The organism is Halosegnis marinus (assembly GCF_029338355.1).
GTDB classification, from domain to species: Archaea; Halobacteriota; Halobacteria; order Halobacteriales; family Haloarculaceae; genus Halosegnis; species Halosegnis marinus.
On sequence record NZ_CP119802.1, the window covers coordinates 672,242 to 698,424 of the forward strand.

28 protein-coding genes and 1 tRNA gene are annotated in these 26,183 nt (G+C 71.7%); 10 read left to right on the forward strand and 19 right to left on the reverse strand.

The annotated features are described in order from the left end of the window. The first annotated feature begins 12 nt into the window (after positions 1–12). A complete protein-coding gene (locus tag P2T37_RS03910; protein WP_276235464.1) occupies positions 13–1,872 on the forward strand; it encodes a DUF2070 family protein in 1,860 nt (619 codons plus the stop codon). Positions 1,873–1,902: 30 nt separating this feature from the next. Here the strand turns inward: P2T37_RS03910 and P2T37_RS03915 are convergent, their stop codons facing one another. Both P2T37_RS03915 and P2T37_RS03920 read right to left on the reverse strand, forming a co-directional pair. Then, positions 1,903–2,151 (reverse strand): DUF3194 domain-containing protein, encoded by a 249-nt coding sequence (locus P2T37_RS03915; RefSeq protein WP_276235465.1) that lies wholly within the window; start codon positions 2,149–2,151, stop codon positions 1,903–1,905. 1 nt (position 2,152) lies between these two features. After that, positions 2,153–2,545, reverse strand: a complete 393-nt coding sequence (locus P2T37_RS03920; RefSeq protein ID WP_276235466.1) for a prefoldin subunit beta — start codon at positions 2,543–2,545, stop codon at positions 2,153–2,155. 123 nt (positions 2,546–2,668) lie between these two features. Between P2T37_RS03920 and P2T37_RS03925 the strand changes: the two genes are divergently transcribed. Continuing rightward, positions 2,669–3,037 carry a DUF7522 family protein gene (locus tag P2T37_RS03925; RefSeq protein ID WP_276235467.1) on the forward strand — a complete coding sequence of 123 codons (369 nt, stop codon included), beginning with the start codon at positions 2,669–2,671 and terminating at the stop codon, positions 3,035–3,037. A gap of 13 nt (positions 3,038–3,050) precedes the next feature. On the opposite strand, the gene P2T37_RS03930 is transcribed toward P2T37_RS03925, so the two are convergent. The 6 genes from P2T37_RS03930 to truD are packed head-to-tail and all read right to left on the reverse strand — an operon-like array spanning position 3,051 to position 6,667. Then, positions 3,051–3,296 carry a KEOPS complex subunit Pcc1 gene (locus P2T37_RS03930; RefSeq protein WP_276235468.1) on the reverse strand — a complete coding sequence of 82 codons (246 nt, stop codon included), beginning with the start codon at positions 3,294–3,296 and terminating at the stop codon, positions 3,051–3,053. 5 nt (positions 3,297–3,301) lie between these two features. Further along, the gene (locus P2T37_RS03935) at positions 3,302–3,436 is read right to left on the reverse strand and encodes a DNA-directed RNA polymerase subunit P (RefSeq protein ID WP_276236209.1); all 135 of its coding nucleotides are present in this window, start codon (positions 3,434–3,436) and stop codon (positions 3,302–3,304) included. Continuing rightward, a complete protein-coding gene (locus P2T37_RS03940; protein WP_382210760.1) occupies positions 3,433–3,732 on the reverse strand; it encodes a 50S ribosomal protein L37ae in 300 nt (99 codons plus the stop codon). Before P2T37_RS03940 ends, P2T37_RS03935 begins: the two co-directional genes overlap by 4 nt. 33 nt (positions 3,733–3,765) lie before the next feature. Next, on the reverse strand, positions 3,766–4,488 hold the full coding sequence (locus P2T37_RS03945) for a DUF2103 domain-containing protein (protein WP_276235470.1): 723 nt from the start codon (positions 4,486–4,488) through the stop codon (positions 3,766–3,768). 38 nt (positions 4,489–4,526) lie between these two features. Then, entirely contained in the window at positions 4,527–5,264 is a 738-nt protein-coding gene (locus P2T37_RS03950) for a class I SAM-dependent methyltransferase (protein ID WP_276235471.1), read from the reverse strand. Between the two features lie 56 nt (positions 5,265–5,320). Continuing rightward, positions 5,321–6,667, reverse strand: coding sequence for a tRNA pseudouridine(13) synthase TruD (truD, locus tag P2T37_RS03955; protein WP_276235472.1), 1,347 nt, complete (start codon positions 6,665–6,667; stop codon positions 5,321–5,323). A gap of 117 nt (positions 6,668–6,784) precedes the next feature. On the opposite strand from truD, the gene P2T37_RS03960 reads away from it, so the two are divergent. Then, complete coding sequence (locus tag P2T37_RS03960) at positions 6,785–7,159, forward strand: DUF192 domain-containing protein (protein WP_276235473.1); 375 nt, start codon at positions 6,785–6,787, stop codon at positions 7,157–7,159. Here P2T37_RS03960 and P2T37_RS03965 read toward each other — a convergent pair. Then, positions 7,123–7,776 carry a DUF7979 domain-containing protein gene (locus P2T37_RS03965; protein ID WP_276235474.1) on the reverse strand — a complete coding sequence of 218 codons (654 nt, stop codon included), beginning with the start codon at positions 7,774–7,776 and terminating at the stop codon, positions 7,123–7,125. The genes P2T37_RS03960 and P2T37_RS03965 overlap by 37 nt on opposite strands. An 85-nt stretch (positions 7,777–7,861) precedes the next feature. On the opposite strand from P2T37_RS03965, the gene P2T37_RS03970 reads away from it, so the two are divergent. The 3 genes from P2T37_RS03970 to P2T37_RS03980 all read left to right on the forward strand — a co-directional run bounded on the left by P2T37_RS03970 (position 7,862) and on the right by P2T37_RS03980 (position 9,377). Continuing rightward, on the forward strand, positions 7,862–8,164 hold the full coding sequence (locus P2T37_RS03970) for a DUF8081 domain-containing protein (RefSeq protein WP_276235475.1): 303 nt from the start codon (positions 7,862–7,864) through the stop codon (positions 8,162–8,164). Between the two features lie 25 nt (positions 8,165–8,189). Further along, positions 8,190–8,978: an enoyl-CoA hydratase/isomerase family protein gene (locus tag P2T37_RS03975; RefSeq protein WP_276235476.1), complete on the forward strand. Its 789-nt coding sequence runs from the start codon at positions 8,190–8,192 to the stop codon at positions 8,976–8,978. Positions 8,979–9,149: 171 nt separating this feature from the next. Further along, on the forward strand, positions 9,150–9,377 hold the full coding sequence (locus P2T37_RS03980; RefSeq protein ID WP_276235477.1) for a DUF8142 family protein: 228 nt from the start codon (positions 9,150–9,152) through the stop codon (positions 9,375–9,377). Here the strand turns inward: P2T37_RS03980 and P2T37_RS03985 are convergent. Both P2T37_RS03985 and P2T37_RS03990 read right to left on the reverse strand, forming a co-directional pair. Further along, the gene (locus tag P2T37_RS03985; protein WP_276235478.1) at positions 9,371–9,838 is read right to left on the reverse strand and encodes a pyridoxamine 5'-phosphate oxidase family protein; all 468 of its coding nucleotides are present in this window, start codon (positions 9,836–9,838) and stop codon (positions 9,371–9,373) included. The two genes, P2T37_RS03980 and P2T37_RS03985, sit on opposite strands and share 7 nt — an antisense overlap. A 245-nt stretch (positions 9,839–10,083) precedes the next feature. Then, positions 10,084–10,168: transfer RNA gene (locus tag P2T37_RS03990), tRNA-Ser, on the reverse strand. Positions 10,169–10,392: 224 nt separating this feature from the next. On the opposite strand from P2T37_RS03990, the gene P2T37_RS03995 reads away from it, so the two are divergent. From P2T37_RS03995 to P2T37_RS04005, 3 genes are all read left to right on the forward strand, one after another. After that, entirely contained in the window at positions 10,393–11,343 is a 951-nt protein-coding gene (locus tag P2T37_RS03995) for an AAA family ATPase (protein ID WP_276235479.1), read from the forward strand. A gap of 66 nt (positions 11,344–11,409) precedes the next feature. After that, positions 11,410–12,855, forward strand: a complete 1,446-nt coding sequence (locus tag P2T37_RS04000; protein ID WP_276235480.1) for an ATPase domain-containing protein — start codon at positions 11,410–11,412, stop codon at positions 12,853–12,855. Further along, the gene (locus P2T37_RS04005) at positions 12,855–14,669 is read left to right on the forward strand and encodes a PAS domain S-box protein (protein ID WP_276235481.1); all 1,815 of its coding nucleotides are present in this window, start codon (positions 12,855–12,857) and stop codon (positions 14,667–14,669) included. The genes P2T37_RS04000 and P2T37_RS04005 overlap by 1 nt, the downstream gene beginning before the upstream one ends. Here the strand turns inward: P2T37_RS04005 and P2T37_RS04010 are convergent. Beyond that, positions 14,666–15,208, reverse strand: coding sequence for a hypothetical protein (locus P2T37_RS04010; RefSeq protein ID WP_276235482.1), 543 nt, complete (start codon positions 15,206–15,208; stop codon positions 14,666–14,668). The genes P2T37_RS04005 and P2T37_RS04010 overlap by 4 nt on opposite strands. Positions 15,209–15,276: 68 nt before the next feature. Between P2T37_RS04010 and P2T37_RS04015 the strand changes: the two genes are divergently transcribed. Beyond that, positions 15,277–16,935 (forward strand): DUF7289 family protein, encoded by a 1,659-nt coding sequence (locus P2T37_RS04015; protein WP_276235483.1) that lies wholly within the window; start codon positions 15,277–15,279, stop codon positions 16,933–16,935. On the opposite strand, the gene P2T37_RS04020 is transcribed toward P2T37_RS04015, so the two are convergent. The 7 genes from P2T37_RS04020 to P2T37_RS04050 are packed head-to-tail and all read right to left on the reverse strand — an operon-like array spanning position 16,932 to position 26,155. Beyond that, complete coding sequence (locus P2T37_RS04020; protein ID WP_276235484.1) at positions 16,932–17,720, reverse strand: DUF7289 family protein; 789 nt, start codon at positions 17,718–17,720, stop codon at positions 16,932–16,934. The genes P2T37_RS04015 and P2T37_RS04020 overlap by 4 nt on opposite strands. Beyond that, the gene (locus P2T37_RS04025; RefSeq protein WP_276235485.1) at positions 17,717–18,169 is read right to left on the reverse strand and encodes a DUF7266 family protein; all 453 of its coding nucleotides are present in this window, start codon (positions 18,167–18,169) and stop codon (positions 17,717–17,719) included. Before P2T37_RS04025 ends, P2T37_RS04020 begins: the two co-directional genes overlap by 4 nt. A gap of 1 nt (position 18,170) precedes the next feature. Further along, on the reverse strand, positions 18,171–20,777 hold the full coding sequence (locus P2T37_RS04030; RefSeq protein WP_276235486.1) for a PKD domain-containing protein: 2,607 nt from the start codon (positions 20,775–20,777) through the stop codon (positions 18,171–18,173). Continuing rightward, complete coding sequence (locus tag P2T37_RS04035) at positions 20,765–21,340, reverse strand: DUF7288 family protein (protein WP_276235487.1); 576 nt, start codon at positions 21,338–21,340, stop codon at positions 20,765–20,767. The genes P2T37_RS04030 and P2T37_RS04035 overlap by 13 nt, the downstream gene beginning before the upstream one ends. Beyond that, positions 21,337–21,792, reverse strand: a complete 456-nt coding sequence (locus tag P2T37_RS04040) for a DUF7287 family protein (RefSeq protein WP_276235488.1) — start codon at positions 21,790–21,792, stop codon at positions 21,337–21,339. Before P2T37_RS04040 ends, P2T37_RS04035 begins: the two co-directional genes overlap by 4 nt. After that, the gene (locus P2T37_RS04045; RefSeq protein WP_276235489.1) at positions 21,789–23,804 is read right to left on the reverse strand and encodes a type II secretion system F family protein; all 2,016 of its coding nucleotides are present in this window, start codon (positions 23,802–23,804) and stop codon (positions 21,789–21,791) included. Before P2T37_RS04045 ends, P2T37_RS04040 begins: the two co-directional genes overlap by 4 nt. Beyond that, complete coding sequence (locus P2T37_RS04050; RefSeq protein WP_276235491.1) at positions 23,804–26,155, reverse strand: type II/IV secretion system ATPase subunit; 2,352 nt, start codon at positions 26,153–26,155, stop codon at positions 23,804–23,806. Before P2T37_RS04050 ends, P2T37_RS04045 begins: the two co-directional genes overlap by 1 nt. Positions 26,156–26,183: the final 28 nt, after the last annotated feature.

Below are 26,183 nucleotides of genomic sequence, written 5' to 3' on the forward strand. Positions count from 1 at the left end.
GAACCGGGAACAATGACCGCGACTCAGGGCGACCTCGCGTCGCTTTCGCGGTTCATCTTCCGGGCGCCCAGCTGGTACTCCAGCCTGGCGTTCGCGCTGTTCATCGCGGCGCTCGCGGGCGTCGCCGCCTTCGACTCGCGGTTCGTGCTGGAGGACGCCTGGCAGGGCGTCTTCTTCATCGGCATCCCCACCGTCGTCGCCAGCGGCCTCACCCCCTACGTGGACCGGAAGCTGGGGGGCCAGCTCACCCCGAACCGGGCCTCCCTGCTCGCGCTCGTCTGCGAACTCGTCGTCGTCGGCGTGCTCGTGGTCGCGGGCGTCGTCGCCGTCCTCTCGGCGCGGCTCGGACAGGGGTTCGTCTTCGACGCGCTCATCGCCTCGCTCGCGGGCGTGTTCGCCCTCCGCCTGCTCGTCGTGATGGCCGTCTCCCACCGCTCGCCGCTGCGCGCGAGCGTCCCCGCCGGCATCCAGACCGCCGCCGCGGGCGTCCTCCTGTTCGTCTACAGCGGGACGATGCGCTTCCTGGAGATCGGCGGCCCGCTCGCCATGTCGTACCTCTCGCGCCCCCAGCGCGCCCCCGAGGAACTGCTCGTCATCGTCCCGAGCGACTTCCTCCTGCTTGCCGGGATGTGCGTGCTGTACGCGGGGGCCGTGACCGTCTTCGTCGCCGTCATCGACCGGCCGTGGAAGCAGTCGATGGGCATCTCCGTGCTCGACTTCCTGCGCGGCTTCGTCGGCCACATCGCCGAGGGGACCCGCGAACTGGAGGACTTCTTCGAGCAGATCGGCGAGGAGGCCGTCGTCCCGGTCACCGTCCTCGCCTTCCGCACCGAGGAGGGGGAGAAGGCCCGGTTCGTCCTCCCGATGATACACCCCGGCCCGATGGGCGACATCGGCGGCGGGAACCTCCCCGAGCGGGTCGCCCGGCAGGCCGACGGGCTGGCGTTCCCGCCCCACGCCACCGCCGGCCACGACTTCAACCTCGTCACGTCCCGGGAGGTCGATACCATCCTCGCGGCGGCCGACCGCGCGATGGAGCGGCTGGAGTACCACGGCGACGCGACCGAGAGCGTCCGCGTCGAGCAGGGCGAGGCGACCCTGCTCGCGCAGGCGTTCGGCGACGACGCGTTCATGACCGCCACCTACGCGCCCGGCTTCGCCGACGACGTGGAGTACGCGGTCGGCCTCTCCGCGCAGGCGGAGGCCCGCCGCGGCGGCCTGGAGAACGTGATGCTCGCCGACGCGCACAACTGTAACAACGGGCTGGAGGGCGAGGACCTCGGCCACGTCGTCCCCGGCTCGAAGCGCTCGTTCGACATGATAGAGGGGGCACGCGCCGCCGGCGACGGGCTGGCCGGCTCGGAGCGCCATCCCCTGAAGCTCGGCATCGCGTGGGACCGGACCCGGTGGGAGCCGCTCGACGGCATCGGCCCGCTCGGCGTCCGCGTCGCCGTCACGGAGACGAACGGCCAGCGCACCGCCTACGTGCTGGTGGACGGCAACAACATGGAGCCGGGCCTGCGCGACGACATCGTCGCGACCGTCGAGCGCCGCGTGGACCTCGCGGAGGTGCTCACGACCGACACCCACATCGTCAACACCGTCGAGGCGTCCAATCAGGTCGGCGAGCGGATGGACGGCGACGAACTCCGGTCGCTCGTCGCCGAACTCGTGGACGACGCCGTCGCGGACCTCGAACCCGTCGAGGCCGGGATGGCGACCGAGCGCGCCGAGGTGACGGTGTTCGGCAACGACCGCACCGAGGCGCTGGCCTCCCACGCGAACGCGATGGTCCAGATGGGCGGCGCGCTCGCGGCGGCGTTCGTGCTCGCGGTGACGGCCGTCTCCGTGGTCGTGTTCTTCCTCGCGTGAGCGGGCACGGGGGCCCGAGAAGGAACGGGGTTACTCGCCGAACAGCTCGTCCACCGCGGAGCGGGCCGCGAGCGCGGCCTCGTCGGCCACCCGCTCCTGTGCGTCGTCGTCGGGCACGTTCAGGTACACGTCGACTTCGAGCGTCCCGTCTTCGAAGGTGACGGTCACGTCGAGGTCGCGCACCTCGCTCTGCGCGTAGCGGGAGAAGACCAGCCCCTCCGCGGCCTCGCTGGCCGCGCGGACGACCTCCTCGTCGGTCGGCTCCTCCCGGTCGCTCATCTTACGCGCCGCCGGGGCCCTGCGGGCCCTGCGGGCCGCCCATGCCGCCGCCCTGCTGGAGCATCTGCTGGAGCTCCTGCTGGAGGCTCTCGAACTGCTCCTGGACGCGCTCCTCCTGCTTGCCGAGCGTCTCGGTGCGGATCTCCAGCGAGTCGACCTTCTCCTCCAGCGCCTCGTACGCCTCGTCGTACTCCGTGGCGACGAGCAGTTCGCCGACCTCGCGGTACATCTCGGTGTCCTCGTCGAGCCCCTCCAGCGCTTCGAGCGCCGTCTCGGACTCGCGCAGCGTCGTCTCGGCCTGCTGCTTCTGGGCGGCGACCTGCTGGGCCGTCTCCTGAAGGTCCTGTAGCTCCTCGATCTTCTCCTGGGCCTCCGGCGGAAGGTTACCCTGCATACCCGGCGCGACGGGCTTGCCACTCAAAAACCTCCGCTTTCCGTTCGCTCACGACGGGTGCGGCCGTCGCGGGGGGGGGCGGTCGGCCAAGACTTAACGCGGTTCGCCTCCCCGGTTCGACAGATGGACGACTCCGGACTCGTCGAGGCGCTACGGGAGCGGTACGACGGCTCGCTGCTGGCCGTGGCGACGTACTCCGCCGACGGATACACCCTCCACTTCACCGCGGACCGGGTCGAGGAGAACTACTCGGCCCTCGACATCGAGGCCATCTACGACGACGTGGTGTTACAGGACATCGCCCAGCCGTTCCAGGAACAGCTGTTCGGCGACATGGGCGACATCAGGGGGAAGCTCCGGCTGTTCGAGAACGGGACCGTGGCCCACTTCTGGCCCTCGGAGGAGCGCGAGGGCGCGTTCGTCGCGTTCAGGCCGGACGCCGACCTCCGGCTCCGTGACCTGTACGGCGTCGTCGCGGAACACTACTCGTAGCCGGGGCGACCGGTCAGGTCCCGCCGACCGACTCCGCGACCGCCACCAGCGTCGTCCACGTGTTGAGCCCCGCGCGCAGGGCGGTGAGGTCGTCGGCCGCGACCTCGACGGTCAGGTCCGCGCCGTCGCGGGCGAGCGACGCCTCGGTGCGGTCGCCCGCTATCTCGTCGAGTTCCTGCGCGACGCTGGCTTCGACCAGCGCCGCGGCTTCCGGGTCGGGATACTCGAAAACGAGCGTCGCGGCGTGCGGGCGCGGCAATCCGGCTACTCGACCTCGATGGTCTTGATGTCGCGGCTCCGCTCCTTCAGCAGGACGCGGTGGCCGCAGTACGGACAGCGAACGCCGCCGTACTCGTCGAGGCTGACGTCGCGCTTACAGCGGGAACACTTGTACATTATTCCTCGTCGCCGAGCGCGGCGCGCAGCGAGCGGCGCACGGTGCGGCCGGCGGGCGTCTCCGGGCGGTAGGAGCCGCCGGCGAACTTGTGGCCGCACGCGCCGCACTGCCAGATGCCGGTGCCCTTCCGGTCCACGCGGTCCTCGCCACACGAGGGGCAGGCGTGGTCCTCGTTCGTGTCCGCCTCGATCTCCGCGACGCGACGACGGGCGACGCGGCCGTAGCGCGCGCCGAACCGACCGGCGCTGCCGGTCTTGCTCTTGGCCATAGTACCGAAAGGAAACCGCCTCGGAATCATAAACCCTGCGAGACGCGGCCGCTCGCGGCCGCCCTACTCCTGTAGCTCCGCGTCGCGGAGCGCGCCGTTGAGGTCGTCGCGCAGGCGCTCGCCCGTCTCGCGGTCGCCCGCCGTCGTGACCACGCGGTTCTCCTGCACCGACGAGCCGTCGCGCAGCAGCAGGCGGACGTTGCCGTTCTCGTCGGCGCGGGTCGCCTTCGCGCGCACCCCGGAGCGCGACCCGGAGCCGCCGGCGTCGATGGGGCCCGGGATTATCTTCTTGACGTTGGGGTGTTCGCCGACGGTGCTGATGGCCCGCCGGCCCGCGCGCTTCCCGATGAGGGTGGTGTGGCTCCCGCCGAGTTTCTCCGCGGGCGCTTTGTCCACGACCTCCAGCGGGGCGTCGCCCTGCCGGGCCCGAACGGCCTCGACGGGGTCCTCGTCGGCCACGCGGTAGAGGGTGTAGTGGAGTTCGCCCCGGACGGCGGACAGCACGTCGCGGTCGCCGGCTGCGTACACCTCCTCGGGGCGCTTGCGGTGGACCTCGTCGGCGACGAGGCCGGCGAAGTTCCGCAGTTCGCGCGGTTCCTGCTCGGGGTCGTCCTCCGGGCGCGTGGTCACCGTGCGTTCGGCGACCACCTCGCCGTCGTACAGACAGGTGACCGTCGCGCGGTCGCGGTCCAGGTCCAGCACCGCGACCTCGGCGTTCGGCTCGCGACAGGTGAGACAGAAGTCGCCCGGCCGTTCGAGCGGCGTCCCACACTGTCGACACTCCATACCGAACCGAGGCCGGCCCGACCGATAAGCGGCGCGGCTCAGGCCTTGCGGACGTCCGCGACGTAGCCGCCGGACCCGTCCAGCGCGTTCGGCTCGACCACCTCGTGGAGTTCCCACGCCGTCGGGGCGAGCACCTCGCGCATCTCCGCGGGCGAGACCATGAGGTAGTCGAACCACGGCGTGGCGCGCCGCCCGTACCGCGTGCGGATGCGGAGCGCACCGCCGAGCCGCCCCCGCTCGCGGTTGAAGTCGTGGTACTCGGTGTGGGCCGGTTCGTCGGTCGCGTAGGGGTCCCGCGTCGCCGCGAGGATGCGCGCGTCGTCGCTCGTCACCGCGGCGAGACCGCCGAGGATTCGCGGGGCCGTCGCGCGTGTCCCGACCAGTCCGAAGTTGTTGCCGTACATGACGACGGTGTCGAACTCGCCGTCCAGGTCGCGCGCGTCGGCGGCGTCCAGCCCCCGGGCGTCGAGGCCGCGGTCGCGGCTCACCTCGACCGCGCCCGGCGACACGTCGATGCCGACGACCTCGTGGCCCCGGTCCTGCAAGTAGAGCCCGACGCGGCCCGCGCCACAGCCGACGTCGAGGACGCGCCCCTCGGCGCGGTCGATGCCCGCGCGCTCGTGGCCGCTCCAGTCCTCGTACTCGGCGAAGTACAACCCCGCGCCGGCGGAGACGCCGATCCAGCCGTCGTCGCGCTCGATTATCTCGACGGGCTCCTCGCCGGCGTGGTGGTCACGGACGACGGCGCCGTAGGCGTCCTCGCGCTCGTCCAGCATCGCCCCGACGTTCTCGGAGGGCGGACTTGAACGCGGGGGTGGCGTGTGACGCCTTCTCAGGCGAGCGAGCCGGGGTCCGTCTTGAGGTACTCCCGGAGGAGCGTGGTGGCGTACGACCCCTTCGGGAGCCGGAAGGAGAAGGAGAGCGGGTCGGTGGACGCGTCGAGGTCGCTCGTCAGGAGTATCGCCCGGCGGGTCCCGCTCGACGCGAACTCGCCGGGGAGCGCGAAGTCGTCGGGCGCGAGGTCCATGTCGTCGAGGACCGCGCGCTCTATCTCGCCCTGCTCGCCGTCCGCGAGGTCTGTGTCCGTGCCGACGAGCGGCGCGGTGACGAACGCCCGCCCGCGCTCGACGTGGCGGTTCACGGTATCGACACGGCCCTCGGTGACGCGCTGGGTGCGGTCGGGGTCCGGGAGCGGCAGCCCCTCCGGCGCGTCCCGGTCGGCGAAGCACACCACGTCGCCCGCGACCGCCGCGTCGAAGGGGAGCCCCCGCTCCAGCCGCGCGGAGAGCATCCGGTTGAACGCGTACGACTGCGCGGCGTGGACGAACAGCCGCCGGAGGTTCGACGGGAGCCGTTCGAGCGCGTCGCGGAACCGCTCCTCGCCCGCGGCGTCCGACTCCGCGAGGCCCTGCAGCAGCGACCGCTCGTATCGGAGCCGTCCGGGGAGCCGCTCGGTGAGTTCGCCCCAGTCGCTCCCCCAGCCGTCGGCGACCGCCGCGCGCGCCTCGCTCGATGCCTCGGGCTCGGTCTCGCTCGTCGCACAGACGTACTGCCACACGGCCGCCTCGGGGTCGCCGCGCAGGAGCGCGAGCCCGACCTCGTGGGTGACGGGCCGCGACGCGCCGAACCGCTGCGGGCCGAAGAAGTTCGGGACGCCGACGCCGCCCTCGCTCGGCTCGTGCCCCGCGAACCCGCGCAACTGCTCGGTTATCGCGTCGGCGTTTCCGGGCGCGTCGGGCGCCGAGACCGTTATGTCGAAGGCGTTGCCCGCGAGGTCGCCGAACAGCACCGGCCGCCCGGCGCGCCCGAGCGGCTCGATGTCCGCCTCGTCGAGTTCGGGGAGCGCGTCGGCGTCCTCGATGCCCTCCACGGAGAACAGCTGTGTCGTCACGGCGCGCTTGTCCTTCGTTCCGGCCCACGAGACGCGCTCGCGGGAGATGCCGAGCTTCGAGGCGAGCGCGCCCGCGAAGTCGTTGGTGTCCCACGCGCGCAGCGTCGCCCGGAAGACGAGGTGGGCGTACGAGCCGGGGTCGGCGTCCAGCGGCTCGTAGTCGAACGCCTCCAGTTCGCGCACCCGGAAGTCCTCCGGCGTCGCGCGGAGCCGACCGCCCGTCCCGTCCGCGTCGCTGACGTACCACTCGACGCCCGTCGCCCGCTCGCGGTCGTGTGCCTCGCGCATTCGTTGTCGTGTCCGTTTCGCGGTCGCGGGGTTAAGCGGTCGTGTTTCGCCCTCCCTCTCGGATGGGTCGGCCGGACCACGCGAAACCGTCATACCCTCACCGGCCGACGACCGAGCGTGCGCGTCGTACACGACCCCAACGGGCGCGAGCGCGTCCTCGCCGACGAGGTCGAGGTGGCGGAGACGTTCCTCTCGCGGGCGCGGGGGCTGATGTTCCGGCGGTCGATACCCGACGACTACGCGCTCCTGTTCCGGTTCGACGGACAGGCGACGCGCGACCTCCACATGGTGTTCGTGCCCTTCGATATCGACGCCGTCTGGCTCGCGGACGGCGTCGTCCAGCAGGTGAAACGACTCCCGGCGTGGACCGGGCGCGGGAGGGCCGTCGCCGACACGATACTCGAACTGCCGGCGGGCGCGGCCGACGGCGTGGCGGCGGGGGACCGAATCGCGGTTCAGACCGCCTCGACGCGGAGCAGTCGCGCCCAGTAGTCGCCCACCGTGACCCGGACGCGATAGACCTCGCCCTCGTAGCGGACGTACTCGCCCGCGAGGGAACTCACGGTCGTCGGCTCCCCGAGGTCGGTGCGGTACGTGCCGTTCTCGACGGCCGCGCGGACGGCCCGGCGGTGCTCGGCCGTGAGGTTCGCGAACGCGGTGACGTTCGCGCCGCCGGGGTCCTCGGCGACGACGTCGACGCCGTACGAGGCGTACAGTTCGCCCGTGTCGAGGCGCACGCGGTACAGCGTCCCGTTGCGGCGCACGAAGTCGTGTTCGGCGAAGGGCTCGGCGACCGACGGGGCGAAGGTCTCGCCGTCGATGTACGGCGACTCCGGAACGAAGACCGCGAGGCCGTTCGGCCGGTAGCTCGTCCGGAAGGCCTCGCGTGCGGCGGCCGAGAGGTCGCGCCACGCGACGGTGTTCGCCGACGAGGGCGTGACCGTCGGGGTCGGCGTGGGCGACCCGACGACCGGCGTCTCGGTCGCCGTGACGGTGGGTGTCGGATCCTGTTCCGGCGTCTCGCTCGGGGAGGGCGTCGTCTGTCCGCCGAGGCCGGCACAGCCGGCGAGGAGCACACACAGGCCGAGCAGGAGGAGGGCGCGGCGCATAGGGGGAGAAGCCCCGCGCGTCGGTAAGTGCCTTCGGGCGGGCCGAACCCGTAGGATTTTGACGCGAGGCGGCCCACATCGGGGTGTGAGCGACGCGTACGTGGTAGAGGTGAAGCGGTCGGCCCGCAAGGTGTCGCCCGCCGCGGGGCGGTGGGTCCGCGAGCACGGCACCCGCCGCCGCTTCGCCACCAAGGCGCTCGCCCGCCAGTGGGCGCGGGTCATGTCGCCGCCGGGCCGCACCGTCTGGGTGCAGGACGCCGCGCCGTGGGACGGAACCCCCGTGGACGGCTACGTCGTCGGGGGGCGGCGCGCGCGACCGCGGCGCGACCCGGAACCGGGCGAGCAGGAGTCGCTCCCGGTCGCGGCCGACGGGTCGGCGCGCGATTGAAGTAGCGGCGTGACGCTCCCCGGATATGGAAGCCATCGGCGGCGGACTGGCGACGCTCGACATCGACGACCACCGCGCGGACGTGACGCTCTCGCGGCCCGAGAAGCGCAACGCGATGACGACCGACCTGATGAAGGACCTCGCGCTCGCGCTCGAACGCGCCGACGCCCACGAGGACGTGCGGTCCATCGCCCTGCTCGGCGAGGGGCCGGTGTTCTGTGCGGGGATGGACCTCCACATGATGCGCAGCCGCGGTGACCCCGACTCGGGCGTCGAGCGCGACACCTTCCCCGACCTGCTCGACACGCTCGACTCGGTGTCGGTGCCGACGGTCGCGGGCATCAAGCGTGCCGCGCCGGCCGGCGCGTTCGAACTCACCCTCCCCTGCGACTTCCGCGTGCTCGGGAGCGAGGCGACCTACGGCGTCATCGAGGTGAAACTGGGGACGTTCCCGCACGGCGGCGCGACCCAGCGGCTCCCGCGGCTCGTCGGGCTGGCGAAGGCGAAGGAACTCGTCCTCTCGGGTGAGTTCATCGACCCGGCGGAGGCCGAGGCCTGCGGGCTGGTGAACGAGGTCGTCCCCGACGAGGAGGTGGACGACGCGGCGCGCGCGCTCGCGGACTCGCTCGCCGAGAACGCCCCGCTCGGGATGGAACGGGCCAAGCGCGCGCTCAACGCCGCGCTCGACACGCCGCTCGACGAGGGGCTCCAGCTGGAGCGGGCGCTCGGCCGGGAGATAGACGACACCCACGACTACCGCGAGGGGTTCGAGGCGCGCATCGAGGACCGCGAGCCGACGTTCGAGGGCCGATAGCGACCGGAGAGACAGTGGGGTGGGGCTGCGGCACGAGGTACGGGGGCACCTGCGCGGGGGAAGCGCAGTCGTGCCGCGCCCTCACACGGCCTTGGCAGCCCATTATATTAGAACTTTCCATATGAAAGGAAGTCCCGAGCGGCTTTTGCCCCGCCGCTCCCAACGGAGGGCATGAGCGACGACGGGGAGCACGAACTCAGCCGCAAGCGCGCGCTGCTGGCGACGCTCCCCTTCCTGTTTCTGGGCATCGCGGACGTGGTCCTCCTCCTGGAGTGGGGGCTCGACCCGCTGTGGGGGTTCATGATTCTGCCGCCCATCCTCTTCGTGAGCGTGCTCGCGTGGCTCGCTTTCCGCGGCGGCTTCGTCCGCGACCGCACGGGCGACCCGGACGGTCAGTAGCCCGGCGCGGGCCGGTACGACTGGTCGCGCGCGACGACCGTTTCCGGCTCGACGCGCACCAGCGCGGCCGTCGGCGGCGGGTCGCGGATGTACGTCGAGAAGCGCGCGTCCCACCGCTCCACGTCGGGGCCGAGATACCGCGCGTAGAGCCGTTCGGCCCGCTCGCGGTCGAACGGTTCGACCGTCGCGCGGCCCCGCACCCCGACGTGCTGGATGAGGCCCCGTTCCGGTTCCGAGTCCACGACCCCGACCGCACACCGCGGGTCCGCCTCGATGCGGTCGGTGAACGTGTTCGAGGCCGTGTCGGCGTCTATCCACAACGTCTCGTCCCCGTCGTCCCACAGATACCAGACCGGCGAGTCCCGCGGCCCCTCCGGAGAGGCCGTGGCGAGGTGCGCGAACAACGGCCGGGCGAGGAACACTCCCACCTCGACGCCCAGCGTGTTCTCGACGACGTGCATGCGACGACTCGGCCGGGGCGGGACTTACGGCTGGCGAAAGTTGCGCGAATCGTAAACGAGGGGCGAGCGACACGCGGAGCGGTCGCTCGACGTGTGGCCGTCGCGAGAACGCCGAGAGTGAGATGTGAACCACGGTCGCTCGCCCGCGCTCGCTCCCTGCTTCGAACTCACGCGGCGTTCGTCGCCACGACGGACTCGCGGCCTCGCCGGCGCTCGGCACGCTCGGTGGGTGGTGTCGACAGAAGCGCCGAGGGTGAGATTTGAACTCACGTGTCCGTGAGGACAGCAGATTTCGAATCTGCCGCCTTGGCCGGGCTAGGCTACCTCGGCTCGTCTCCGACTCCGGCGGTTCGGAGTTTAGGGGTTACGGTTCAACCCGAACGTTCATATCGTGTGAGAGCACACCGCGTTATATGCTGACACACCTGTGGGCGTCGCTGTGGGCGGAGGTCGACGCGGCGGAGAACCCCGAGGCCGCGGCGGTCGCCGGGGAGACGGCGTCGCTCGACGCCGAGGCCCGACAGCGATAAGGGACGCCCGCCCGGCCTTCGGGCATGGATATCGACGCGGCCCACGAGGACTGCGCGGCGGTCCTCGACGAGGTCGCCGGCGCGGTCATCGCGGAGCGGTCGTTCCTCGAAACGGTCCTCACCGGCGCGGTCGCCGGCGGCCACGTCCTGCTGGAGGACGTGCCGGGGACGGGCAAGACGCTCACGGCCCGCTCCTTCGCCGACGCGCTCGGCCTCTCCTTCTCTCGCGTGCAGTTCACGCCCGACCTCCTCCCCGCGGACGTGACCGGCTCGTACGTGTTCGACGAGCGCGAGCGCGAGTTCGAGTTCCGGGAGGGGCCCGTCTTCGCGAACGTGGTGCTCGCCGACGAGATCAACCGCGCGCCGCCGAAGACGCAGGCGGCCCTCCTCGAAGCGATGGAGGAGGAACAGGTCACGGTGGACGGGACGACCCACGAACTGCCGACCCCCTTCTTCGTCATCGCGACACAGAACCCCGTCGAGCAGGAGGGGACCTTCTCGCTGCCGGAGGCGCAACTCGACCGCTTCGCCGTCAAGAGCGGCGTCGGCTACCCCGCCGACGAGGACGAGGAGGTCGAACTGTTGCGCCGGCGCTCCGGGCGCGCGGAGCGGTCCCCCTCCGTCGAGCGGGTGCTCTCGCCCGAGCGCGTCGAACGGCTCCGCGCCGTCCCCGAGGGCGTCCGCGTCGAGGAGGACCTGCTGCGCTACATCGCGGCCGTGGCGCGGGCGACCCGCGAGGACCGCCGCGTCGAGGTGGGCGTCTCCCCGCGCGGCACCCAGCGGCTCTTCGAGGTGGCGCGGGCCCGCGCCGTCGTGGAGGGACGCGACTTCGTCACGCCCGACGACGTCCGCACCGTCGCGCCCGCCACGCTGGCTCATCGGCTGGTCCTCACCCCCGACGCGACCGTCGAGAACGTCGCGAAGCGGGCCGTGGTCGCGGAGACGCTGGAGGGCGTGCCCGTGCCGACGCTGTAACCCCGAAACCCGGCAATTTGACTACCGGAAGTGTGATAATCAGGGGGAAAGTATAGCACACAGAACATGACCGCGGACGTCGAGCGGGTGTCCTCCGGAACGCCGGGGCTCGATAGGGTGTTGAACGGCGGGTTCGTCCGCGGCCAGACGACGGTCGTGAACGGCGGTCCCGGCACCGGCAAGACGGTGCTCGCGCTCCAGTTCCTCGCCGCGGGGGACAGCGGCCTCTACATCGGCTTCGAGGAGCGCGAGGAAGACCTCCGGCGCAACGCCGCGGCGCTCGGCATCGACCTCTCGGAGGTCGCGGTGCTCGACCTCAGCGCGGACGGCGACCGCTTCTTCGACGGCGAGGAGTACACGCTGTTCCCCTCGGAGGAGGTCGAGGGCGAGGACCTCATCGGCGAGATCGCCGCCGCCATCGACGAGCACGCCCCCGACCGGCTCGTCGTCGACCCGCTCTCCGAACTGCGGTCGCTCCTGCCCGACGACTACCGCTTCCGGCGCAACATCTCCTCGCTCGTCAACGAGATGAAGCGCCGCGAGGTGACGACGCTGTGTACCGCCCAGTCGGGCGAGGGGACGGACCGCGACCTGCAGTTCCTCGGCGACGCCACGGTGGAGATAGAGCGCACCACCGACCACCGCTGGCTCGAAGTGACGAAGTTCCGCGGCTCCGGCTTCGCCGGCGGCCGCCACACCTACCGCATCCACGGCGGGACCGGCGGACAGGTGTACCCGAAGCTCGCCCCCGGCGAGCACAGCCGCGAGCGCGAGCGTACACGGCTCGGCTCCGGCACGGCCGAACTCGACGCCCTGCTCGGCGGCGGCATCGAGCGCGGTTCCGTCACCGTCGTGTCCGGCCCGTCCGGGGTCGGGAAGACGACCATCGGCTCGCTGTTCCTCGAAGCCGCGGCGGCCGACGGCGTCCGGGCACAGGGGTACCTCTTCGAGGAGCTGCGCGACGACTACCTCTACCGCTGCGACCAGCTCGGGATGAACGTCGGCGAGCGCTACGAGGACGGGAGCCTCCGGCTCGAGGAGGTGGAGTCGCTCCAGCGGAGCGCCGACGAGTTGGCTCACGACGTGCGCGTCGCCGTCGAGGAGGAGGGCGTCGAGCTCGTCATGATAGACGGCATCCCGGGCTACCGGCTCGGCCTGCGCGGCGACGAGTCGGCCGAGGAGCTCACCCGCGAGCTCCACGCGCTGTGTCGCTACCTCAAGCGGATGGGCGTCACCGTGATACTCATCGACGAGGTGCGCAACGTGACCGGAGACCTGACCGCGACCGACCAGCAGATAAGCTACCTCGCGGACAACATCGTCTTCCTGCGGTACATGGAGGTGGACGGGGAGATAGCGAAGGCGGTGGGGGTGTTGAAGAAGCGGTTCGGCGACTTCGAGCAGTCGCTGCGGAGCCTCGCCATCGACGAGGGCGGCGTTCGGGTCGGCGACCGCCTCACCGGCATGCGCGGCATCCTCACCGGTATCCCCGAGCGGGTCGACCGGGACTGATGACGGACGGCTCGCCCGACCGGCTCCGCGATTCGACCGAGCGCGACCGCGGGAACCGGCGCGGAGAGCCGGCACGGATAGCGTTGGCCGTGACCCGCGACCGCAACGCCGAGCTGCTGAGCGAGCTGCTCGACGACCACGACGTGGTCGAGGCGGGGACGGAGGTCCCGCCGGGGACCGACGTGTGTGTCGTGGACCCGAAGGGGTTCGCCGAGGTGCGCGAGGCGCTGTCGGCGTGGAAGCGGCGCGAGCGCCCCGCCGCGGCCCCGGTGTTGCTCGTGGCCGGCGCGACGGAGGACGAGCTGTGGACGCGCTACGCGGAGGCGATGGGCGAGTCGCTCGACGCCATCCAGCCGGTGCCCGCGCCGCGCCGGGCCGTCCGCGCCCGCGTCGACGGGCTGCTCAGCGTCCGCCACGAATCGCTGCTCGCCGCCGACCGTCGGGCGCGGCTCGAGCTGTACGAGCGGGCGATGAACGGGGCGAACGTCGGCATCAGCATCGCGGACGCGACGGCCGAGGACCTCCCGCTCGTTTACGTCAACGACGGGTTCGAGGAGATGACGGGGTACGACCGGGCGGAGGTGCTCGGGCGGAACTGCCGGTTCCTGCAGGGCGAGGGGACGGACCCGGCGACCGTCCGGCGGCTCCGGGAGGGCATCGAGGCCGAGCGGCCCGTCGCCGTCGAGATACGCAACTACCGGAAGTCCGGCGAGCCGTTCTGGAACCGCGTCGAGGTGGTCCCCGTCGAGGGCGACGACGGGGAGACGGCCCACTTCATCGGCTTCCAGCGGGACGTGACGGAGCGGAAGGACCGCGAGGAGCTGCTCGCCGAGTACGAGCGGGTCGTCCGGTCGGTGAGCGACCCCATCCTCGTGCTCGACGCGGACGGCACCGTCCGCTACGTCAACGAGGCGGCCGAGCGCGCGTTCGGCGCGGGGGCGACGGGCGCGGCGGCCGCGGAGCTGTTCGCCCCCCGGACGGCCGCGGCCTTCGAGGAGGTGTTCGACGCCGTCCGGGAGACGGGCGAGGAGCTGACCCGCGACATCACCGTCGGCGGGTCGGGCGGGCACGCGACCGTCTACCAGTTCCGGCTCCAGCCGGAGACGTTCGGCGACGAGACGCGAATCGTCGTCGTCGCGCGCGACATCACGGAGATAAAGCGCCAACAGGAACGGCTCTCCGTGCTCGACCGCGTGTTACGTCACAACCTCCGCAACAAGCTCAACGTCGTCATCGGCAACGCCGGGACGCTGGCCGACGAGCCGGACGACGAGCCCGCGGAGGTGGCGGCGGTCGCGGAGCGCATCGAGGCGGCCGCGGAGACGCTGCTCGAACTCGGCGACGCCGCCCGCCGCTTCGACGTGAGCAGCGACCCCGCCGGCTCGCCCAGCGAGGAGGTCGACGTCGCCGCCTTCGTCCGGTCGATGGCGCCGGAGCTCTCGGAGGCCCACCCGACCGCCGAGGTACGCGCGGACGCGTCCGGGTCGGTCACCGCGCGGTGTCCCCCCCAGCTCCGCTTCTGCGTCGAGGAGCTCGTCGACAACGCCGTCGCGCGCGGCGCCGGGACGCCGGCCGTCGTGGTGTCGGTCCGGGGGACCGCCGACGCGGTGGAACTGCGGGTCAGCGACGACGGGGACCCGATGCCGGACGTGGAGCGGCGGGCGCTGTCGGCCGGGACGGAGACGCCGCTCGAACACACACAGGGCATCGAGCTGTGGCTCGTCCGGTGGGCCGTCGAGGGCGTCGGCGGCCGGTTCCGCGTCGAGGACACCGAGACGGGGACGACGGTCGTGTTGACGTTCCCCCGCCGTTAACGGCGCTCGGCGTACGCCTCCAGCCCCCGAACCGCGGGCCGGAGGTACGAGTCCCGGTACGCGTCCGTGTCGTTCTGCAGAAGGTCGAACCGCTTGTACGTCATCGCGCCGACTATCTCGCGGAACTCCGCGAGCGTCAGCTCGGTCGCCGACCGGCCGCTCCCGGGCGGGCAGTCGCCCGGCCGGAGCGGCAGCATCACGAAGGTGTCCGTCGCCGCGTCGGCGTCGGCGGTGTAGAGCAGCTCCCGCACGGACCCGTCGTCGTTCGGCTCGTGGACGACGACCACGTCCGCGCCCGCGACGAGCGGCCCCTCGGGGTCGGGGTCGACGGCGAGCCCCAGCACCGCGACGACGAACTCGGCGTCCGTGTCGAGCACGTCGGTCACCGTCCCGTGCGCCCCGGCGAACCGCTCCGCGAACGCCGCCTCGGAGAGGTCCTGCATGTCGTTGTACAGCGTCCCCACGGTGCGGAGGTCGTCGCCGAGCGCGTCGGCGAGGTCGTCGGGCAGGTCGTGGGCGAGGTCGAGTCGTTCCGCCACGCGCCGAGTTGTCGGGCGCGGGGCAAAAGCCCCCCGGCATTATCGGCGATGCGTGTGTCCGAGCGGACATGTTCGACGAACGGGGGCAGTCCACGACGCTGGGGACGGCCCTCGTCATCGCGATCACCGTGACCGCGGCGACGGCGACGGTGGGCGCCGCGGTGTTGACCCTCGAGGAGTCACGGCTCCAGGCGCGCGAGGAGCGCGCGGCGGACGCGATGGCGACGTTCGACTCGACGGCCGCGCTGGTGGGACTGGACCCGGCGACGGAGCGCGCGACCGTCGACCTCGGCGACGGGACCGGGACGACGACGGTGACGGACGGCGGCCGGCTCACGGTGACGGCGGTGAACGGGAACGACACCCGGACGCTCGTGAACCGGTCGCTCGGGACGGTGAGCTACGAGGTGGGCGGCACGACGGTGGCCTTCCAAGGCGGGGGGGTGTGGCGCGACCCGGCCGGCGGCCCGGTCGGGATGGTGACGCCGCCGGAGTTCCACTTCGAGGGGCGAACGCTCACCGTCCCGGTCGTGAGCGTCGCGGCCGACGACGACCCCGAACGGCTCCCGTCCGGCCGGCTGGCGGTGTCGGCGGCCGGGTCGCGCTCGGTGTTCCCGAACGCGACGCTCGGGCGGACGAACCCCGTCCCGAGCGAGCGGGTGCGCGTCTCCGTGCGGAGCGACTACTACGAGGCGTGGGCGGCCTACTTCGAGCGGCACGTGGGCGGCGTCGTCGAGGCCGACGACGCGAACCGGACCGCGACGGTGGTGCTCGTCACCGAGGCGAGCGGGAACGCGAGCTTCGGCATCGGCGGCTCCGGCGGGACGAGCATCCGGCTCGCGGGGCGCGGCGGCGCGGACGCGTTCGTCGACAGCTACGACTCCGACGAGCGGAGCTACGCCGCGACGAGCGACGCGGACCGCGCGGACGGGCGGATCGTCGCCGCCGGCGACGTGAAGGTGACCGGCGGGGCCGTGGTGCGCGGCGACGTGGTCATCCCGTCCGACGGCTGCGTGACGACCACCGGCGCGCGCGGTCGGGGACGCGGGGGCGCCGGGGCCGACAGCTGTACGGACGGCGGGGACGCCGTCACAGGCGAGGTCGTCCGTCGGAACGTGAGCCTCACGCTGCCGCAGGGGCGGGTCGCGGCGCGGGTGGCGAGCCTCCGGGGCGACAACGACAACGGCGCGGCGCTGGACGACGGCTCGCTCGCCGGCGACACCCTCACCGCCGGCGAGTACTACGCCGAGGAGATGACGCTCGACGGGGAGACGCTCACCTTCGACGTGTCGGACGGCGACGTGACGCTCGCGATCAACGGCGACGTGACGCTCGACCGGAGCGACGTCGAGGTGACGGGGAGCGGCGGCACCGTCCGGCTCTACGTCAACGGCAACCGTTTCGAGATGCGCGACGCGACCGTGTCGGTCCCCGGCGACCGCGCCGAACGGTTCTGGGTGTACGGCACGCCGGACCTCGTCGGCGAGATGCGGGGGTCGGAGCTGACGGGCGTCTTCTACGCCCCGGCCGCGGAGGGCGAGGACACGTTCCGGATGCGCCAGTCGGAGGTGTTCGGGGCCGTCGCGACCGCCGACCCGAACCTCCGTGCCGGCTCGACGGTCCACTACGACGAGGCGCTGCGCGACGAGCCCGTATACACGACGCGGGCGACGCTGGTCTCGTATCTCCACGTCTCCGTCAACGAGGTCGAGGTCGAGGAGCGCTAGCGGAGCCCGAACTCCACGCGCACCTCGTGGACGACGAGCCGCCGCGTCTCGAACTCGTACACGACGACTCCCGCGTCGAGGTCGGTCGCCGTCGCGTTTCGCGACAGCCCCCGCTCGTCGAAGTAGCCGGCCCACGCCCGCGCCCGCGACGGCTCGGTGACGACGGTTATCTCCCCGCGGACGGGCGGCTCCCCGGCCCGGGCGGCGGAGTGGTTCACCAGCCGGCGGCCGCTCGCGGACGCGAGCACCGACACCTGCGAGCGGCTGTCCACGGTGTCGTTGCCGCGCTGGAGCATGACGGGGAGCGTCACCCTGTCGAACGGCCCGCCGGCGTCGCGCCGTACGAACGCGAACGGCGGCGGGTCGGTCACCGTCGTCGCGCCGCCGGCGCCGGTCCGGAACTGCCCGCCGAAGTCGAGGCTCACGGAGCGGTCCCCGACGCGGTGGACGAGCCGCACGCCCACGTCGGTGTAGTTCGTCACCTCCTCGCCGTCGTGTGTCGCGACCACCCCGATGGCGGTGGTACCGGCCAGCGACAGCCGGCCGCCGTTCAGTTGGAGCGCCGTCGAGCGTCGCGGGACGCCCGACCGGTGCAGCCCCTCGACGTTCGCGTCGACCACCGCGAGCCCGCCCTGTGCGGCGTCGAGCCGGGCGTTCGTCCGAACCGACTCGACCGTCCCCAGCCCGTTCGTCACCAGCAGGGTGACGGCGACGACGACGACGGCGAACACGAGCACGTAGCCGAGCACGTCGGAGACGCCGCGGTCGCCGCGGTCCGGGGTCACCGCCGCCCACCCACGTACAGTTCGGACTCGCCGTCGCCGTCGACGTCGTCGTAACACAGCGCGAGGTCGCCGCCCGTCGTCCCGGACTCGGTCACGGGGACGCCGACCGCGACCGGGACGGTGACCGTGACCGCGGGGTCGGCGGTCGAGACGCGGACGAGCGTGTCGCCGCCCTCCACGACGAGCGCCACCCGGTAGGTCGACCCGACGACCCGCGCGGGGAGGTCCGGTTCCGTGTAGGCGGTGCCGCCGTTCCGGCGCGCCAGCGTATCGACGGCGACCGCCTGCGCGGCGAGGCGGTCCGCGACCACCCGGAGCTGGTCGTCGACGGCCGCGCGCTGTTCGGACTCGACGAAGGTGCCGACCCCCGCGACGAGCCCGACGACGAGCAGGGTGGCGACGGCCACCGAGAGCAGGTAGCCGACCGTCGTGGACTGGGCGCGCGCCACGTCAGGCCACCCCCTGTGCCGCGTTCGGCGCGAACGTCGTCCCGTTCACCGTCACGACCCGCGGCGCGGCGGTCGCCTCGCCCGTGTAGGGGACGTACTGGAGGACGCCGTCGTCGACGAACAGTATCTCCAGGCCGTCGTAGTCGTCGTCCCACTCGAAGCCGGCGACGGGGCCGACGGCGACCCCCTGCACGAGCTGGTCGGTCCGGCCGGTCGTCTCGTGGATCAGCCGGAGGTTCCCCGAGGAGTCGATCATCGGGAGCCGGGAGCGGTCGCCGTCCCGGTCGAAGTCGCGGGGCGCGCCGACGCCGATACCGTTGTTCTGGCCGATGCCGCCGTTGGACACCTTCACGTTCTGCCCGCTGCCGGACTGGTAGTAGCGGAGCTGCTGGCTCCCGTCGATGCTCGTCAGGTCCGGCTCGCCGTCGGCGTTCTGGTCCGCGACGCCGGCGACGCCGGAGACGCCGTTGTTGAGCCCGACGGTCGGCACCCGCTCGGGGTCGCGGAAGGCGGTCACCGTGGCGACGCGGTTGTCCGTCGTCGCGTAGAAGACGACCAGCTCGCCGTTCCACTCGCCGACGGACAGCAGGCTCTTCGACTTCGCGGCGTCGTCCGCGAGCACCTGCGTCTCGTTGTTCGCGTCGATGAGCAGCAGGGTGTTCGAGGCGTTCACGTACGGTATCTCGGCGAGCCCGTCCGCGTCGAAGTCGACCTCCATCGGGCCGATGACCTGCGGGTTCACGGCGGCGTAGCGGCGCACGGTGCGGTTCCGGGACAGCGTCGTCAGCCGGCCGCCGGCGTTCCCGTCGCGGAAGACGATGCGGTCGTGGCCGACACGGGAGGGGCCGGTGACCGTCAGCGACCGCCCGACGCCGTAGCGGGTCGGCTCGCCGGGCGCGATGCGGGCCACGCCGCGGCGGCTCGTCCCCTCGGTGTCGTAGGTGAGCGGCGCCTGTATCGCGTAGACCCCCGGGCCGGCGTAGGGGTAGCGACCGCTCGCCGGGGCGTGGAAGTTCTCGTGCCGGAGCCGCGTGTGCGAGGCCGAGCCGGTCCCGAGCGCGAACGAGTACGTGCCGGCGATCTCGTCGCCGTTGCGGTACGACACCGTGTACGGGCGTTCGAGGCCGGGCGCGAACGGGAACGCCTGCTCGCCGTCGACCGTCCCGCGGGTGAGGTCGACGCTCACGCCGTCCGCGTCCGTCCGGGAGCGGACCGTGACGTTCGACCCGTTCCGACGGGTGGCGACCGTCGCCTCGCCGCTCGTCGCGCTCTCGAAGACGTGGACGTCCCACGTCGCGCCGTCGCGCCCCTCGAACCGGACGTGGAAGGTGTCGTCGAGCGCGTCGGCGTCGTCGCTCCGGCGGTTCGGTACGTCCGCGAGCGAGGCGCGCACCGCGCCGAGACGGAACCGCCGCACGGTGTCCGTCTCGACCAGCGTCCAGTTCGCGGCGTCCGGCGCCGCGCCCGTCTCCGGAACCGCGAAGCGCGCGCCCGTCCCGGGGACGCCGCTCACGCGGAACGGGGGCGCGCCGCCCGTCCGCCCGCCGCCGTCGGCCAGCGTCTCGCGGACGGCGACGGTCCTCGCGAGCGTGTCGGCGTTGCCGGCGTCGTCGGTGACCGTGAGCGCGACGCGCAGGTCGGCGCCCGCGGCCACGGTCGTCGGCACCGTCTCCGTGACCGTCTCGCCGGTGAGCGTCTCCGTCGAGCCGTTCGGGTAGGTAACGGTCCACTCGTAGCCCGCGATGTCGCCGTTCGCGTCGCGGCTTCCCGAGGCGTCGAGCGTGATCTCGTCGCCCTGCACGGCGACGGCGGGCGCGAAGCCGAACGTCGCGTTCGGCGGGAGCTCGGTGCTGTCACCCCCCTCGTACACGGGGACGAACCGCGTCGCCGTCGACGTCGCGCCGTCGTCGTCGGTGACGACGAGCGTCACGTTCCAGTGGCCCGACTCGGGGACGTTCGCGAACGCCACCGTCTCGTTCGTCGTCGTCTCCGTCAGGACGGTGTCGCCCTCGCGGACGACCCACCGGTAGGAGGCGACCGCGCCGTCGGCGTCCGTCGCGTTCGAGGCGTTCAGGTAGAGGGTCTCGCCGACCGCGGGGTAGTGGGGCGCGCTCTGGTCGGCGACCGCGACCGGGTCGCCCGTCGCGTCGGTGTCGTCGTAGTACGAGAACGTCGCGTACGGCCCGCGGTTGCCGGTCGTGTTCCCGCAGTCGGTGTTGCGCGCGAGGAAGGCACACGGCTCGGTCTGGCGGACGACGACCCCGTCCTCGACGCGGACCGGGTCCATCGAGGCGTACGCGCCGCTTCGGGCGGCGTACTGTGCCGCGACGAGCCTGTTGACCGCGAAGGCTCGGTCGAGGACGGCGTCGGTCGCGGCCGAGCGGTTCGGGTGACGCTCCCCGTTCCCCCGGACGAGCGCCCGCCCGAGTTCGCGGGTCATCGCCCCCTCGTAGTCGGCGGCGGCGTCCACGTCCGCGGCGGCGTCGCGCGTCCGCAGGTCCTCCGTGAACAGCACCCCGTTGAGCACGACCACCAGCGCCGTGAGGCTCACCGCGATGACCAACCCCCCGATGAGTAGCTGTTGGCCCCGGTCGCTCACGCCCGCCATACGACCACCCGTATCTCCACGACGTTGTACACCGGTCCGGACACCGCGTCGGGCGCGTAGAAGCCGTCCGTCCCCCCGAGCGTGACGTTCGGGTTCGCGGGCGCGGTGAGCGTGTCGTCGTCGTACAGCGTCACGACGGTCGTCGCCGCGGTCGCGGTGTCGGGGGGCGTCCCCTGATACACCAACCCGCGGGTCGCGTGCGAACTGTTGCCCGCCCGGTAGGTGACGTAGACGTTGTACGCGACGCGGCGGTCGCCGAGCGCCCCGCGCAGGGTGTCGCCGAACGCGGTCGGGGGGCCGCCGACGTACCCCTCGCGGCGCGCGCCGTCGAAGGTCCGCGAGGTGAGGTTCCAGTAGCGGACGGTCCCGCGGAGTTCGCCCGCCGCCGCGGCCGTGTCGAGGGTGTCGGACGCGAGCGTCCCCTGCCGGTCCTCCAGGAACTGGTTCGTCGTGGAGGCGGCGAGCGGCGTGACGACGGCCGACTGGAGCGCGAAGACGACCGCGCCCACGACGAGCAGGGCGGCCGCGACCCCTTCCAGCGCGCGGGCCTGCCCGCGGTTCACCACACGACCACCCGGACGGTGTACCGCTCCCCGTCGAGCAGGGCGGTCCTGACCGCGACGGTCCCCTCGGCCGGAACGTCCGCCGGTCCGCGCGCGAGGGTCGTGTTCGCGTAGGAGACGACGCCCGTCCCGTTCTCGACGGTGACGCGGGCGCTCCCGTCGCCGAGGCCGAGCGCGTCGGACACCGGCCCGGGCGAGTACGGACAGCCCGGACGCGGGGCGTCCGCGAAGAAGCCCACCGTGCAGGCCGGCGCGAGCGCGCCCGGCGACTCGCCCGCGAGCAGGCCGTCGACGAGGTGGGTCGCCGCGCGGTCGGCCGTCACCGGGGTGCCCTGGACCACCTCGAACGGCGCGAACACGGACGGGACGAACAGGAAGACGAAGCCGACGGTGAGCAGGAAGACGCTCACGCCGACGGCGAAATCGAGGGTCGTCTGGCCCCGCGCGCTCATGTCGCCAGCCACACCAGCATCGGGAACGCGAGCAGGACGACGGCGAACTTCACCCCGTCGAGCAGTTTCCCCGAGCGCATGAACCCGGAGATGAACCCCGCCGCGACGGCCTGTATCGTCACCGCGTGGAAGAAGTACATCTCCAGTTTGGGGACGTCGATGCCGCCGCCGAAGCCGCCACCCGCCCCCCCACTGCCGCCACCGCCGCCGCTCGCGGCGAGCTGTGCCATCGGGCCGAGGAACTTGATCTTCAGGATGGCGATGACGCCGAGCATCGTGAGGAAGGCCATGATGATGATGACCATCTGCATCCGCGCGCCCTGCTTCTGCTCGCGGGCGAGGTCGTCCTGGTTCTCGGAGGCCTGTGCCGCGGTGGAGAGCACGTCCGTTATCTCCGAGGAGGCCTCCTGGGCCTCGCTGACGAGCTTCACCGAGCGCGCCAGCCGGGGGACGGCGTAGCGGTTGTTCATCTCCACGAGCGCCTGCTTCATCGAGGTGCCGTAGACGACCTTTCCGCGGATGGCCTCGAACTCGCGGGCCAATCGGCCGGAGGAGGTCTCCGCGACCGTCCCGAACGACTCCAGGAGCGTCTGGCCGGTGTCGTTCGCCGAGGCGAGCTTCCGGAGCGAGTCGGTCAGCTTGTTCGTGATGCCCGCGCTCTCGCGCTGTTTCAGCTGGTAGAACACCGCGAAGGGGAGCCCCGTGATGTAGACGGGCGCGTAGACGAGTACCGCCGTCCCGACGAGGTAGTGGTCGACGAACGCGTCGAAGCTCGTCGGCACGACGCCGGAGGCGACGGCGAAGCCGACGACGACGAGCGACAGCGGCACCGTCAACAGGAGGGTGAGCTCCGGCCGCTCGCGGAACAGCCGGTAGGGGTACCGGAGGACCGCCTTCATCTGGATGGTGCCCTCGCGCGAGCGGATCTCGTCGAACAGCGCGTAGTCGTCGTCGTACCCCTCGATGGGGCCGAGCGACAGCATCGAGCCGGTGTCCCGGTACTCCACGTCGGCCGGGTGGAGGTAGCCGTCGCCGGGGTCGTCCTGCTTCACCGTCGCGATCATCACGATGAAGCCGCCCGACAACAGCGGGATGAGCGCGTACACCGTCCCCGTCAGGAGGAGGGGCTTGGGGCCGCTCATCAGCGAGACGGAAACGAGCATGATGATGAGCAGCAGGGGGAACAGCGACAGCGTGAGGTACATCTCGCCGAACAGCTGGAGGGTTTCGAGGGTGGCCTCCTGCTGCTGTTTCGCCGTCCGCATGTGCTTCTCCTTCTTCTGGTCGAGGAACTCCGTCATGTCCCCGCCCGACGAGAGGATGGAGAGCATGTCGGTGAGGAACTGCGAGAACTCGTCGGAGGGGGTCTGTGTCGCACGGTTGCGGATGGTCGTCCGGTACGCCTTGTCGAAGTAGCCCGTCTCGTTGAGTATCACCTGGAACTCGCGGGACACCTCGCCGTACACGTCCTCCGCCTCGGCGACGGCCTCCAGTATCTCGAGCTGATTGAGCCCGCCGATGGAGAGCGCGTACATGAAGGAGACGGCGTCGGGCATCAGGACGTTTATCTCGCGTTTGCGCGCGCCGGCCTGTATCCAGAGGTTGCCGACGGGCGCGCCGAAGCCGGCGAGGAAGCCGAGCGAGCCGAGCACCAGCCCAGACAGCAGGAGGAACAGCGGCACCTGTAGCGCCTCGGCGGCGTTGCGCGCGGCCGCGTTCGGCCACGGGATGTCCACGACGGCGCCGAGGTTCGGGTCGACGAACAGCAGGACGGCGTAGGCGACGGCGACGCCGAGCAGCCACAGCACGGTGCCGACGGCGAGCCCGTAGCCGAGCGCGACCGAGAGGAACATCTCGACGGGGTCGTCCCGGAGCGTCTGTGCCAGCTTCTCGTCGACGCTCGCCACGAAGTCGGAGTCGTCGCCGAACAGCCGCTCGTAGAGGGGGTACAGCGCGTCGCCGACCCGCTCGGTCGCCGGGCGGGACATCCCCGCCCCCGTCGGCGCGGCCATCAGTCGTCACCCTCCGCCGAGTCGAGCGCGTCGAACTCCGCGTCGGGGTCCGGAGTCGGCGTCCCGTCCACGGACACGTCGGCGTCGGGGAACGGCTCGTCGGCGCCGCGGTCGGCCGGCTCGAAGTCCAACCCGGCGGCCGCGTCGGTGAAGCCGTCGGGCAACACGTCCGCGAGCACCTCGGCCACGTCGTCGGGCAGCGACTCGCGGTACTCGGGGAACAGCTCCGCCTCCGCGGTCTCCATCACCTCGCGCGTCTCCGCGAGCATCGCCTCGTCCGGGTTCGGGCGCGGGACGAGTTCCTCCTTCTCGGGGTCGACGTCTATCTGGACGGACTCCATCTCGCGGAGGTTCTCCAGAGTCTCGTAGAGCCGGCCGTTCGCCATCAGCGCGAGGATGGTCTCCGGGTCGTTGATGAACGCCTGCACCGCCCCGGCTACCTCGGTATACTTGTTCAGGCCGTTGCGGATGAGATAGGCGAGCAGCACCCGCCGGACGAACAGCTCCCGGTCGAGTTTCTCCTGCGTCCAGCCGCGGTCGAACTTGATGCGTTCGAGCACCGAGGGGTTGGGCGTCTCGTCGAACTCGTCGCGCTCCGCGCTCCACACGTACACGTCCTCGACGTTGATCTCGTTGTTCTCGGCGTCGTAGTCGTTGATGGCGGAGATGCTCTGGTTCCGCCGGACCTTGTTGCCGTCCACGCGCGTCTGCGCCTGAATCGAGACGAGGTCGAGGGCCGTGAACATCGTCTTCGAGACGTTGATGGGGTCGGTCGTGAACCGCTTCATCACCTCGCCGACGGAGTCCGCGTGGAACGTCGTGTAGGTCGTGTGGCCGGTGGACATGACCTGGAACAGCGTCCGGCCCTCCTCGCCGCGTATCTCGCCCATCACGATGTACTCCGGTCGCTGGCGGAGCGCGGCCTCGAGCAGGTCGAACTCGTCCACGTCGCCCTTGTCGTCGTCCGAGAAGGACGGCCGGGTGACCGAGGCGACCCAGTTCCGCTGGGGGAGCTCGACCTCGCGGGTGTCCTCGATGGAGACGATCTTCGCCTTCGACGGGATGAACAGCGACACCGCGTTCAGGCTCGTGGTCTTCCCCGACGCCGTCCCGCCCGCGAATATCAGGCTCTTGTTGTTCTCGATACAGAGCCACAGGAACGCCATCTGGTCGAGACCGAACGTGTTCCAGTTGACGAGGTCAACGGGGGTGAACGGGACGTCCTTGAACTGCCGAATCGTGTAGTTCGTCCCGTGGTCCGACACCTCCTCGCCGAGGGTGAGCTGGGCGCGCGAGCCGTCGGGGAGCGTACAGTCCACCTGGGGCTGGCGCTTCGAGATGCCCTTCCCCGAGCGCTGGGCGAGCTTCACGACGAACTCGTCGAGCGTGTCCGTGCCGTGTTGGATGTTCGAGATTATCTGCTCGTACTCCGTGTGGTAGACGAAGACGGGCATCTCGTAGCCGTCCACGGAGATGTCCTCCACGTTGATGTCGTGTTTGACGGGGTCGATACGCTGGTAGCCGATGAAGTCGCGCTTCAGGTAGTACAGTATCTTGCGGAGCTGGTACGGGGTGAGCGTGGCCGCGTCCTCCGCGACGACGGCCGGCTCCGGGCGGGCGCTCCGGCCGTGCAGCCGCCCGAGTCGATGGGCGTCGGCGTAGATGCTGTCGGTCGACCGCTCCGTCTCCTCGGGCTCCTCGTCGCCGCCGAACAGCCCCGACAGCGAGAGGTCGAGGTCGAAATCGAGGGCCGGCTTCAGCCGCGCGGCCAGCCCCTCGTCGGTCGGCTCCTCGGCGACGACGCCGTACTGCTCGACGTGGCGCATCGTCTCCGCCTCGATGACGCCGGCGCGTTCCACCTCCGAGCCGTCGGTGGCGACCGCCCCCTCGCCGGCGTACTTCAGCGACGAGGAGAGCTTCTCGACGAGGAACTCGTGCATCCGGTCCTCCACCTCGGTCAGGTACGGCTCGACGGCGTAGTACTTCAGCTCGTTCCCGGTCGTCGAGCGGTATATGACGACGAAGGCGAACGGCTGGTTCACCCAGTAGCGCTCCACCTCCTTCAGGTTCGGCTTCTTCGCCATCGGCACCGCCTTCTCCAGGTCGTAGCGCGTGACGACGCTCTCGCCGCCGCGCGCCGTGTTGAAGAAGGCGTCCTCGTCGAGCCCCTCGGGGACGTTCACGGTGCGCTCCGCGACCACCTCGTCGAGGGCGTCGCCGGCGGTGCCGGCGGACGCCACCTGTACGGCCAGGTCGCCGAACGCGTCGTCGCGGAGGCGGCGCGCCTCCTCGTCGAGGTCGGCACCCGCCGTCGGCTCCGCGGAGCCGTCGTCCTCCGTGTCGGCACTCATCGACCGCTCCCCCGCCCGAACCGCGTCG

Excerpts from the sequence above, each read along its gene's own strand:
- P2T37_RS03980 (WP_276235477.1), top strand. The coding sequence starts at position 9,150 with ATGAGCGACGACGGGGAGCACGAACTCAGCCGCAAGCGCGCGCTGCTG.
- P2T37_RS03975 (WP_276235476.1), top strand. The coding sequence starts at position 8,190 with ATGGAAGCCATCGGCGGCGGACTGGCGACGCTCGACATCGACGACCAC.
- P2T37_RS03950 (WP_276235471.1), bottom strand. The coding sequence starts at position 5,264 with ATGCTGGACGAGCGCGAGGACGCCTACGGCGCCGTCGTCCGTGACCAC.
- P2T37_RS04000 (WP_276235480.1), top strand. The coding sequence starts at position 11,410 with ATGACCGCGGACGTCGAGCGGGTGTCCTCCGGAACGCCGGGGCTCGAT.
- P2T37_RS03940 (WP_382210760.1), bottom strand. The coding sequence starts at position 3,732 with ATGATTCCGAGGCGGTTTCCTTTCGGTACTATGGCCAAGAGCAAGACC.
- P2T37_RS03925 (WP_276235467.1), top strand. The coding sequence starts at position 2,669 with ATGGACGACTCCGGACTCGTCGAGGCGCTACGGGAGCGGTACGACGGC.
- P2T37_RS03915 (WP_276235465.1), bottom strand. The coding sequence starts at position 2,151 with ATGAGCGACCGGGAGGAGCCGACCGACGAGGAGGTCGTCCGCGCGGCC.
- P2T37_RS03965 (WP_276235474.1), bottom strand. The coding sequence starts at position 7,776 with ATGCGCCGCGCCCTCCTCCTGCTCGGCCTGTGTGTGCTCCTCGCCGGC.
- P2T37_RS03945 (WP_276235470.1), bottom strand. The coding sequence starts at position 4,488 with ATGGAGTGTCGACAGTGTGGGACGCCGCTCGAACGGCCGGGCGACTTC.
- P2T37_RS03910 (WP_276235464.1), top strand. The coding sequence starts at position 13 with ATGACCGCGACTCAGGGCGACCTCGCGTCGCTTTCGCGGTTCATCTTC.
- P2T37_RS04030 (WP_276235486.1), bottom strand. The coding sequence starts at position 20,777 with ATGGCGGGCGTGAGCGACCGGGGCCAACAGCTACTCATCGGGGGGTTG.
- P2T37_RS03985 (WP_276235478.1), bottom strand. The coding sequence starts at position 9,838 with ATGCACGTCGTCGAGAACACGCTGGGCGTCGAGGTGGGAGTGTTCCTC.
- P2T37_RS03920 (WP_276235466.1), bottom strand. The coding sequence starts at position 2,545 with ATGCAGGGTAACCTTCCGCCGGAGGCCCAGGAGAAGATCGAGGAGCTA.
- P2T37_RS04050 (WP_276235491.1), bottom strand. The coding sequence starts at position 26,155 with ATGAGTGCCGACACGGAGGACGACGGCTCCGCGGAGCCGACGGCGGGT.
- P2T37_RS04005 (WP_276235481.1), top strand. The coding sequence starts at position 12,855 with ATGACGGACGGCTCGCCCGACCGGCTCCGCGATTCGACCGAGCGCGAC.
- P2T37_RS04045 (WP_276235489.1), bottom strand. The coding sequence starts at position 23,804 with ATGGCCGCGCCGACGGGGGCGGGGATGTCCCGCCCGGCGACCGAGCGG.
- P2T37_RS04040 (WP_276235488.1), bottom strand. The coding sequence starts at position 21,792 with ATGAGCGCGCGGGGCCAGACGACCCTCGATTTCGCCGTCGGCGTGAGC.
- truD (WP_276235472.1), bottom strand. The coding sequence starts at position 6,667 with ATGCGCGAGGCACACGACCGCGAGCGGGCGACGGGCGTCGAGTGGTAC.
- P2T37_RS03995 (WP_276235479.1), top strand. The coding sequence starts at position 10,393 with ATGGATATCGACGCGGCCCACGAGGACTGCGCGGCGGTCCTCGACGAG.
- P2T37_RS04015 (WP_276235483.1), top strand. The coding sequence starts at position 15,277 with ATGTTCGACGAACGGGGGCAGTCCACGACGCTGGGGACGGCCCTCGTC.